Source organism: Methylobacterium sp. WL64 (assembly GCF_008039945.1).
GTDB lineage: Bacteria > Pseudomonadota > Alphaproteobacteria > Rhizobiales > Beijerinckiaceae > Methylobacterium.
Genome location: NZ_VRVA01000156.1, coordinates 1 through 9,785 on the forward strand (window position 1 = coordinate 1; position 9,785 = coordinate 9,785).

Annotated in this window: 9 protein-coding genes and 1 pseudogene; 3 read left to right on the forward strand and 7 right to left on the reverse strand. The window is 72.4% G+C overall.

The features are described 5' to 3' along the window. The 3 genes and pseudogenes from FV242_RS30350 to FV242_RS30360 all read right to left on the reverse strand — a co-directional run. A pseudogene (locus tag FV242_RS30350) lies at positions 1–652 on the reverse strand (hypothetical protein); the annotation flags it as partial. Positions 653–973: 321 nt separating this feature from the next. Beyond that, entirely contained in the window at positions 974–1,384 is a 411-nt protein-coding gene (msrB, locus tag FV242_RS30355) for a peptide-methionine (R)-S-oxide reductase MsrB (protein ID WP_147909638.1), read from the reverse strand. 122 nt (positions 1,385–1,506) lie between these two features. Then, positions 1,507–2,700, reverse strand: a complete 1,194-nt coding sequence (locus tag FV242_RS30360) for a YihY/virulence factor BrkB family protein (protein WP_147909639.1) — start codon at positions 2,698–2,700, stop codon at positions 1,507–1,509. 122 nt (positions 2,701–2,822) lie between these two features. Here FV242_RS30360 and FV242_RS30365 point away from each other — a divergent pair, with 122 nt between their 5' ends. From FV242_RS30365 to FV242_RS30375, 3 genes are all read left to right on the forward strand, one after another. Next, entirely contained in the window at positions 2,823–3,893 is a 1,071-nt protein-coding gene (locus FV242_RS30365; RefSeq protein WP_147909640.1) for a UV damage endonuclease UvsE, read from the forward strand. 106 nt (positions 3,894–3,999) lie between these two features. Next, positions 4,000–4,551, forward strand: coding sequence for an alpha/beta hydrolase (locus FV242_RS30370; RefSeq protein ID WP_147909641.1), 552 nt, complete (start codon positions 4,000–4,002; stop codon positions 4,549–4,551). A gap of 94 nt (positions 4,552–4,645) precedes the next feature. After that, positions 4,646–4,876 carry a hypothetical protein gene (locus tag FV242_RS30375; protein ID WP_147856450.1) on the forward strand — a complete coding sequence of 77 codons (231 nt, stop codon included), beginning with the start codon at positions 4,646–4,648 and terminating at the stop codon, positions 4,874–4,876. Between the two features lie 10 nt (positions 4,877–4,886). On the opposite strand, the gene FV242_RS30380 is transcribed toward FV242_RS30375, so the two are convergent. The 4 genes from FV242_RS30380 to hisN form a co-directional block, all read right to left on the reverse strand. Next, positions 4,887–5,915, reverse strand: a complete 1,029-nt coding sequence (locus FV242_RS30380; protein WP_147941512.1) for a YcjF family protein — start codon at positions 5,913–5,915, stop codon at positions 4,887–4,889. 269 nt (positions 5,916–6,184) lie between these two features. After that, positions 6,185–7,630, reverse strand: a complete 1,446-nt coding sequence (locus tag FV242_RS30385; protein WP_147909643.1) for a YcjX family protein — start codon at positions 7,628–7,630, stop codon at positions 6,185–6,187. A gap of 73 nt (positions 7,631–7,703) precedes the next feature. Beyond that, complete coding sequence (locus tag FV242_RS30390) at positions 7,704–8,849, reverse strand: hypothetical protein (RefSeq protein ID WP_147941513.1); 1,146 nt, start codon at positions 8,847–8,849, stop codon at positions 7,704–7,706. A gap of 46 nt (positions 8,850–8,895) precedes the next feature. Next, positions 8,896–9,684, reverse strand: a complete 789-nt coding sequence (gene hisN, locus FV242_RS30395) for a histidinol-phosphatase (protein WP_147941514.1) — start codon at positions 9,682–9,684, stop codon at positions 8,896–8,898. Between the last annotated feature and the right edge of the window lie 101 nt (positions 9,685–9,785).

A 9,785-nucleotide genomic window follows, 5' to 3' on the forward strand; every position in this document is an offset into this window, starting at 1 on the left:
GCCGCATCGTGACGCCTGCGGCCGCCGGTGCGGCGGCCGCAGGCGTCACGATGCGGCGCATGGCGCTCATCGCGCCGTCGTCCGACGTCTCGCTGCCGCGCGCGTTGCTGCCGTAGCGGCCGAAGCCGAAACGCGGCTCGATCATATCGAGCACGGCGTCGAGCGCCGCGTTGCTCAGCGGCACCTCCTCGCCGGCCGGCACGCCCTGGATGGCCAGAGCCTGGCGCTCGTAGGCCGGCTCGCTGCTGACCTCGCGTCCGAACCAGTTCGGGGTCTGGAAGGCACCCGCGTCGCCGTCATTGTCGAAGGCGACGCTGATCAGGTCGAGATTGCCCGGCGTGACGTACCGGTCGATCGTGACCTCGCGCCCGCCGAGCGTCAGCACGGTGCGGTCGTAGGCGGCCTTGCCGGGGCAGACATCCAGCAGCGCGTCGCCGTGGGCGCGCGGCACATCGGTCCGCTCCTCGGCCGGGATGCCGTCGGCGCCCTTGTTCACCAGCACCAGCTGGCAGATCTGGCCGTCGACGCGCACGTAGGAGCTGCGGCCGCCCTGGGCGACGAAGTGGCCCTCGGTGATCCGGGCGCCGCCCCGTTCCTTGCGGATCAGGCGGACCAGGGATGGCGCGACCAGGAATCGGCGAATGGTGCTCATGAACTCAAAACCCCTCCCGCTTCGTCGGCGGTGCGCCGATCCGGCGGACTGCCCTCAGGGCCGCCGGCCCGGATCGATCTGGTAAGTCGAGCCGGCCGGCACGGCGTAAAAGCTCAGCCGCAACGCCGTATTGGCTCTCCCTCAACCGCATCCATCGCCAATACCGGACGGCGACAACATGAGACGGTTAAGCGCTAAGCAAAAACACGACGAAATCAAGTCCGGAATGGGGTTGCGATTCCCCCAATTCCGGGCCTGTCCCCGATATCCCGTCTTTCGGTATGGATTTTCCAACCCGGGTTAATCCCGGGCCGGCCCGGCTCAGGCCGCCGGCTCGAAGGTCATGGCGGCGCCGTTCATGCAGTAGCGCAGGCCCGTGGGGGCGGGGCCGTCGTCGAAGACGTGGCCGAGATGGCCCTTGCAGCGGGCGCAATGAACCTCGGTCCGGACCATCCAGTGGCTGCGGTCCACGGTGGTTTCGACGGCGCCCTCCAGCGGCTCGAAGAAGCTCGGCCAGCCGCTGCCGGACTCGAACTTGGTGCCCTGCTCGAACAGCGGCTGTCCGCACCCGACGCAGGTGAACGTGCCGGGCCGCTTCTCGGCCAGCAGGCAGCTCGTGCCGGCGCGCTCGGTGCCGTGCTCGCGCAGCACCCGGTACTGCTCGGGCGTGAGCGTCGCCCGCCACTCGGCCTCGCTGCGGGCCTCCGGGCTGGTCGTCGCGGTATCGGCCATGAAGATCTCCCTGTTCGCCGGGCGATATAGGCATCGTGCCCGGGGCCCGGCAGTCCTGCCACCCCGAAAACGGCTGCACCGGCGGCAACCTGTCGCTCACGGTCCCGCTTTACGGCCGCGTCCTACGCCGCCGCCCCCACGGTGTCGGCCATCCGGGCCCGGCGGTGTCCGAGCGGCAGGGGCGCCCCCGTGGTGGTGTCGCGGCCGGTCTGGTGCTCGAGCTCGGCGTTGATCTCGCCGCCGAGCAGCACGATGGTCGACGAGATCCAGATCCAGGTCATGAAGCCGATCACCGCCCCCAGCGAGCCGTAGGTCTCGTTGTAGGTGCCGAAGCTGGCGACGTACCAGGAGAACAGCAGGGACGCGATCAGCCAGAGCAGCCCCGCCACCACGCTGCCGACGCCGACCCAGCGCCAGCGGGCGTGTTCCCGGCTCGGGCCGAAGCGGTAGAGCACCGAGAGCCCGGCGAGCAGCACCAGCAGCACCGCCGGCCAGCGCAGGGCCGCGAGCAGCCAGGCACCCGAGCCGAGGCCGAGGAAGTTCAGCACGATCGGAACCACCACGATCGCGTTGAGCGCGATGATGATGAACAGCAGCGCGCCCACCGTGAAGGTCAGCGAGCGGATGTTGAGCCAGAGGAAGTTGCGCTTCTCCTCCTCCTCGTAGACCACGTTCAGGGCATCGAACATCGCCTTCATGGCGGCGTTGGCGCTCCAGAGCGACAGCAGCAGGCTGGTGAAGAACGTGACGCTGAGGGAGCTGCTGCCCTTGGCGGCGATGCGCTTGATCTGGTCGCCGATCAGCTCCACCGCGCCGGTCGGCAGTACGGCGTGCAGCTGCGCCAGGTGCTCGTTGATCGCGTTGACGTCCGCGAACAGGCCGTAGCAGGTGACCAGCGCCGCGATCGCCGGGAACAGCGACAGCAGGGTGTAGAAGGTCACCCCGGCGGCCACGGCCAGCACCCGGTCCTTGTTGAACTCCAGGTAGACCCGGACCGCGATGTCCTTCCAGCCGGCGCCCGTCATCTCGGCGGGGCTGTCGGCGGCGCGTCCACGCTCGGGCTGGGTCGCCGCCGTGAGCTGCGCGGCGCGGCCCACGATCGAGCGTGCGCCGACATTGATCGCCGTGTTGCGCACAGGTGGGGCCGGGTCGACGTGCAGCGGTTCGGCCTGCGGCTCCGGGGTCTCGGACAGGGCCTGCGTGCGGCGCCGGGCCGGCGTCGCAGCGAGCGCCACCAGGGCCGAGCCCAGCATCAGGATCCAGAGGACCGAGCCGGTATCCGGCTCCGGACCCGGGCGGGGAGGCGACGCGCGCATGGCTGTACGAGACGGACGTTCCGCGCGGAACTGCCGCGCTCGAAGGCTCAAACGTCGGCGAAGCGCGGCCGTTCCGCACGCGTTTTCGGGCACGCGCGGCTGCGACGCGCGTTGTGCATCCTATGCGCGATCAGCCACGCCTCGGATTCTGCTGCAAGTTCGTCCTGGACGAGCCGCCCGGCACCCACGCCACCCTCAAGGCGGAGCGGGAGGCCACGCTCCACATGAACCTGACCAGCGTGACCATGGCGCATCTCACCAAGCTGGAGCCCGCCGCCCGGCGGGCGAAGCTCGCCGGGCTCGTCGCCCACAATCTGGACGCGCTGGCCCGCCAGATCGCCTGGGTCGGGGCCCGGCCGCCGATCGAGCGCCTGCTGCGGATGGCGAGCAACGTCCTGCCGGGCTACACCCACGCGATCGCCCGGGCGATCTACGCGGAGCCCGAGATGGAGGCCCTGGTCCAGCGGGGGCTGGCGGAGGCCGGGGCGCTGGCGCGCCGGCTCGGCGTGCGCCTGAGCTTCCACCCGGGCCCGTTCTGCCTGCTGGCGAGCCGCAACCCGGCGGCCATCGCCAACGGTCTGTCGGAACTCGACTATCACGCCGAGATCTTCGACCGCATGGGCTACGGGGGCGGCTGGCATCCCCACGGCGCCCACATCAACATCCATGTCGGGGCCGGCGACCCGGGCGTCGCGGGCTTCCGCGAGACCCTGCCCCGGGCAAGCCAGGTGGCGCGCGACCTCCTCACCGTCGAGAACGACGAGAACGTCTTCGGGGTCGAGGCGGTGCTGCAACTCGCCGACGTCGTGCCGGTGGTGCTCGACCTGCACCATCACTGGGTGCAGAGCGGCGGCGAATATCTCGAACCCGACGATCCCCGGATCGCCCGGGTGCGGGACTCCTGGCGCGGGGTGCGGCCGCTGGCACATATCAGCGTCTCGCGCGAAGCGGTCTCGGCCGATTGCGACCCGGACGCCCTGCCCGATTTCCCGGCTTTGCGCGCGGCCGGCCACGCGGTCCGGGATCTCGCCGCCCATTCCGACATGATGTGGAACCGGGCCGTGAACGACCTCGTCGCCCGCCACCTCGTCTGGGCCGATTTCGAGATCGAGGCCAAGGCGAAGAACCACGCCTCCACGCAGATCGCCCGCCACATCACCGACCCGGCCCGGGCCGCCATCGCGGCGGAGTGACGGCGGATCTCGGCGGCGTCGCCGGACCGGGCTAGCGCCTTGTTCGGGCATGATGATCTCGGAGATCCGGATTTCACTTTCCCGCATCATGCGCTAGGCAGCCGGCATGAAGACGGCCGATTGCGACATCCTCATCGTCCCGGGGCTCGGAGGCTCCGACGAGGACCATTGGCAGGCCCGCTGGGCCGGCCGGCTCGCCACCGCCCGCGTGGTCGCCCAGGACGATTGGCACGCGCCGACCCCGGAGGCCTGGTGCGGACGGATCGCCGAGGCCGTCGCGGCCGCGACCCGTCCGGTGATCCTGATCGCCCACAGCCTCGGGGTCGTGGCCTGCGTCGAGGCGGCGCCGCGTTTCGCGCCGGGAATCGTGCGCGGCGCCCTGTTCGTGGCCTGCCCGGACGTCGAGGAGGCGCCCGACCTGCCCGATTCCGTGCGCACCTTCGCGCCGGTACCCCGGGACCCCCTGCCCTTCCCGTCGCTCCTGGTCGCGAGCCGCACCGACCCGTATTGCACCTACGCGCGCGCCGACGACTTCGCCCATGCCTGGGGTTCCCTCACGGTCGATGCCGGCGAATCGGGGCACATCAACGTCGCGAGCGGCCACGGGCCGTGGCCCGAGGGGCTGATGCGGCTCGCCGGGTTCATGAAAGGGCTGTAGGCGCTGCGCGGCGCGTTAACGCGCCATTTACCCTCGCGGCCTCCAGTGTCGGCTTGGGCGGACCTTCGCCCCGAAGGCGCCCCTGGAGAGCACCGTGACGCGTAAAGAGCTTCTGGAACGACTCGACGTGGTCCAGGCCGCCCTCGGGCAGCGGGCCCACATCAACTTCAACAGCTCGCTGTTCAACGACGCCGCGCTCCTGAAGCGCATCGAGGCGTTCGAGGCGAAGGTCGGCGAAGTCGAAAAGCCGAAGGTGGCCGACTACACCGGCAACATGTTCACGCGCATCGCCAACCGCCGCGCCGCCACGGCCGCCGCGAAGTAGCCGCGTCGGCCTATTTCGATTCGGGCTCTGCCGAGCGCAGCAATTCGCCCGCTACGTCGGCCAGGCGCGGCGGCGCTTCGCGCACGAACGGCAGCGGCCGGCAGACGTTGAGGGCGGCCAGCCCGAACCGGGCGGTCATCAGCCCGTTCAGCACGCCCTCCCCCAGCTTGGCCGAGACCCGGGCCGCGATCCCGAGCCCCAGCACCTGCTGCATCACGCTCTCGCCCACCGCCATCCCGCCCGTGATGGTGAGATGCGCGACCGCCGCCCGCGCCAGCCGTAGGAAGCCCAGGAATCCCGGGCGTCCGCCGTAGATGGCGGCGATCCGGCGCAGCAGCCGCACGGCGGCGAAGACTACGAACGCCACGTCGACGATCGCCCGCGGGCTCAGCGCCGTGACCGCCGAGACCTGCTTGGCCGCCGCCGCGATGGCGTTACGCGCCTGCCGGTCGAGACCCGCCAGCAACTCGTGCTCGGCCAGCCCGATCCGGTCGTCCACGTCGAGGATCGCGTCGGCGGCGGCGTCGATCCGGGCGCGGCCGGGCGCCAGGGATTCGCGATCGGCGTAAAAGGTCGAGAGCGCCTGCACCACCGCCTGCGCGCCGGTATGGTCGCGGCTGCCGAGCGCGTCGATGGCCGATTGGCGCAGGCGCTCGATCTTCCGCTCGCGCCGCAGGCCGGCCAGCTCCCGGACGACGATCGCCAGGAGCGCCAGACCGGCCAGCCCGAGCAGGGCGAGCGCCACCCAGCCGAGCCAAGGCGCGGCCTGGAACAGGTCGGCGATCATCCGCTCGATCGACAGGCCGATCCCCAGCGAGACCAATCCCCCCGCCGCGGTCAGGAACAGCGCCCCCCAGGGCGAGCCCCGGCGCGGCGCAACCGGCACCGCGACGCCGTCGGCCGCGTCGACGATCTCGAACGGCTCCTCGACGATCCGGGCCTGTTCCGGCCGGGGCGCGAGCGGCATCGTGGCCACGCCCGGCCCCGGCGGCGGCTCGGGATTGATCCGGAAGGCCCGGGGTTTCTGGCCTGAGGACATGGCTTACGGCCTCCTGAGGGGGCGGATTGTGTTAGGGTTTGCCCCTTCGGCAAGGACGCTGTTCGCACATCGTTTGGCGCTGGCCGCGACGTGCCCCATCTCCCGTACGGGAGAGGGGACCTGCATCGTGCCCGACGCCGTATGAGCCCGGCGACATGCGCGCGAACGCGGACCCGCCCATCGGTCGCGCGCGCCGCCCAGGGCGATCGAAATACGCGCCGACCGGCTCACGACCGCGACGCCATCCTGGGCACCCATCCGCTCCATCATCACCCGAGCCTGTCACCGATCAGAAACTGCATCGCCCGGTCCAGCCGGATCTGCGGCAGGTGGCCGGCGCGGCCGAGGCCGTCCGGGCGGATCAGCGGCGGGCGGAAGCGGGGGAAGCGGAGCGACCCGGGGGCGACGGCGCCCTCCAGCACCGCTTCCGCGCGGGCGGGGAGTTCGCCCGGGAACACGGCGGCCTCGCTGTTGCCGTCGAAGACCTCGTCGCCCACCGTCTCGCCGGCCTCGGGCGTGCCCGCGACCGCGCGGAGAACCTCGGAGCCGTCATGAACCGTGGTCTCGCGGGTGGCGCGCACGGAGGCGAGCGCCACGGTGCCGACCCGGGCGCCCGCGGCCTCGGTCCGCCGCATGGAGCGGGAGACCAGCAGGCGCAGCAGCGCGTCGAGCCGGTCGTGGCTGGTCTGGTGGAGGTGGTCGGCCTTGGTGGCGGCGAACAGAACCCGGTCGGCCCGGGGCGCGAACAGCTTCGACAGCACCGTGTTGCGCCCGATGTTGAGGCTGAGCAGCACCGCGTCCAGCGCCTCCTCCAGCTCCGCCAGGGCGGTGGCCCCGGCATCGACGGCGGCGAGCACGTCCACCAGCACGATCTGCCGGTCGACCCGCTGGAAATGGTCGCGGAAGAACGGGGTGACGACCTTGGCCTTGTAGGCTTCGAAGCGTCGCTCCATCAGCCCGGCCAGGCTGTCCGGGGGGATGCTGCCGGTGAGATTATCGAGCGGCGCGAAGGTCAGCGCCGGCGAGCCCGCGAGGTCGCCGGGCATCAGGAAGCGCCCCGGCGGCGTCGTGGCGACCGATTCCGGGCCGGCGCGCAGGGCCGCCAGATAAGCCTTGAACGCGTCGCTGGCGCGCTCGGCCGCGACTTCGTCGAGGGGGCCGTGCGGATCGAAGCCCTTGAGCGCCTCGAGCCACGGCGCCGCCACCGCGGTCCGGCCCGGCCGGCGGGTGCCGTTGATCGTGGCCCGGGACCAGGCGGTGTAGCCGGTCTCGATCAGCGCGAGGTCGAGCAGCCATTCGCCGGGGTAATCGACCACGTCGAGCATCAGGGTCGCCGGCCCGCTGCGCCAGCCTGCGGCGCGCTCGTAGGCGATCTCCAGGCGGAACTGGCTGATCCTGTCGGTGGAGCGCGGCCAGCGCCGGGCCTCCGTGAGGGTGCCGAAATGCTCCTCGTAGGGGAAGCGCGGCACGTCGTCGTCGGGCTGCGGCACCAGCCGGGCGCGGCGGAGGCGGCCCTCCTGCGCGGGCGCGAACGCCGGCAGCGCGTGCGCCTCCACGAGGTGGTGGATCAGCGCCGTGGTGAACACGGTCTTGCCGGACCGCGCGAGCCCGGTGACCCCGAGCCGCAAGGTCGGCTGGATCAGCAGGTCGTGCGAGGCTTCGGCGAAGGCTTTGACGGCCGAGCCGGCGCGTGCGGCAAGGTCGGTCAGGGGCACGGGCGGGCTCGTGATCGAGGGAAACTGGCCGCGCACAGGTGGCGCGATTGCAGCCGAACCGCAAGGCTTGCGGTTACGGTGTCGTCGCGTTGGCGGCGGGCGTGACCGGCTTCAGACGGGCGATGGCCGCGTTGACCAGGTCGGGACCTGCCCGGAGCGTGCCGAGTTCCACGGCCGACATCGCCAGCATCACCGGCCCCAGATTCGGTCGCGGCTCGCCGTCCGGCCCGAACAGGTCGAGGTCGTCGGTCGGCTTCAGCCCGACGCTGCCGCTGATCTTCGCGGCATAGGCCTGGATCCGAACCTCGTCGCCCGTGCAGAGCGGAGCCGGCAGGCGCAGGTCGAGCAGGGGCAGCCCGGAGGCGATGGCGGGCAGGAGCGCCGATTCCGCGACCATCCGGTCCGGGCTCGGGACCTTGCGGTCGAGGAGCGCGGCCGGATCCGCGGCGCCGCGGGCAAGCGCCGGTACCGTCGGGGACGCGATGCCGGCGGCGATGTCGGGCACCGGCTGGAGCGTTGCGACCCGGGACACGCGGGGGGCGGGCAGCCGAGCGCCGGCCTTCCCCGCCATCCGGGCGAGCGGCGACCAGGGCTGCACCCGCAGGGCCTTGGCCCGGCCCCGGGCCACGCCGCCCGGCCGGTGGGAGGCCAGGAACCGGGCACGCAGGGTCCGGCCCAGTCCCCGGGGTGCCAGGGTCGCCGAGACCGCCGGCGTGGCGACCCCGGTCGCGACCCCCCTGCCCGTCCGACTCGGCATCGCGACCCGGCACTCGGAAGGCGCCCAGCGGCGCACGATGGCGAGGGCGTTGCGCCGGTTGTAATCGCGGACGTAGCGGCGCAGCAGGCTCGCGGCGGCGTCTGCCCCGTCCGCCATCGTGGCGAAGGCGGTGTGGCCCTCGGTATCGGCCCCGATCTCCCCCGACCAGCGGGCGGACTTGATGCACCAGCCGTTGTTGAGCCGGACGCAGCGGGCGACGTAGGGCGGGTTCTCTGCGAGCCGGGCCGTCAGCGCCAGGGACCGCGGCAGCAGGTTGTCGCCGGCCTGCGCGTGCCAGTTGGATACCGACCGGGTGGCGGGATCGAAGCGCGGCGGGGCGGCCTCGGCCGGTGCCGCGGCCATCGGCGGCGCGGCGGCCAGCAGCGCGGCCGCGCGATCCTCCACGGCCGGCATGAGCGCCGGCACGAGGGCCGCCAGCAGGACGAGCGCGTTCAACAGCACGCGGACCGGCTCCCACGGTCGCGGTCCTCCGCGGAACGGCGCTGCGTCACGGGTTCAGCACCCTCAGCGCGGCCTCGTGGAGGCGTGGGTCGGCCGCCGCCACGACGCGCCCGCCGCCTGCGGCCGAGCCGCCGTCCCAGGCTGTGACGCGTCCGCCCGCGCCCTCGACGATCGGGATCAGCGCGACGATGTCGTAGGGCTTCAGGCCGGCCTCGACCACGAGGTCGATCTGGCCGGCGGCGAGCATGCAGTAGGCGTAGCAATCGGTGCCGTAGCGGGACATCCGCACGCGGCCCTCCAGATCGCGGAAGCGGTCGGCCTCCTCGCCGCCCGCGAACAGGCGCGGGTCGGTGGTGGCCAGGATGGCCTGGCTGAGTTCTCCGCAGCGGCGACCGCGCAGGGTGCGCTCGCCGGCGGGGCCGCGCAGGCGGGCGTTACGGCCGTCGCCGGTGAAGCGCTCGCCGAGATAGGGCTGGTGCATCAGCCCGCGCACCGGCACGCCGTTGCGCGTGAGCCCGATCAGCGTGCCCCAGGTCGGCAGGCCGCCGATGAAGGCGCGGGTCCCGTCGATCGGGTCGAGCACCCAGACGCACTCGGCGTCGGTGCGCTCGGAGCCGAACTCTTCGCCCAGGATGCCGTGGCCCGGGAAGGTCTGGGCGATCATCCGGCGGAGCACGGTCTCGGCCGCGCGGTCGGCCTCGGTGACCGGATCGAACGGTGCGCCGCCCCGCGCCTTGTCGTCGAGGCCGAACGCGGCGCGGAAGAACGGCAGGATCGCCTGGCCGGACGCCTCCGCGAGATCGTCCATGAACCGTCCGAGTTCGACGACGCTCATCGGCCCTGCCCCCTGCTCTGCCCGAGGCCCGATAGGGGCCTGCCCAGCGCGCGACGAAACCGGGGCCGGGCCCCGGCCGTCAAGCCCCTTCGCCCCAAGCC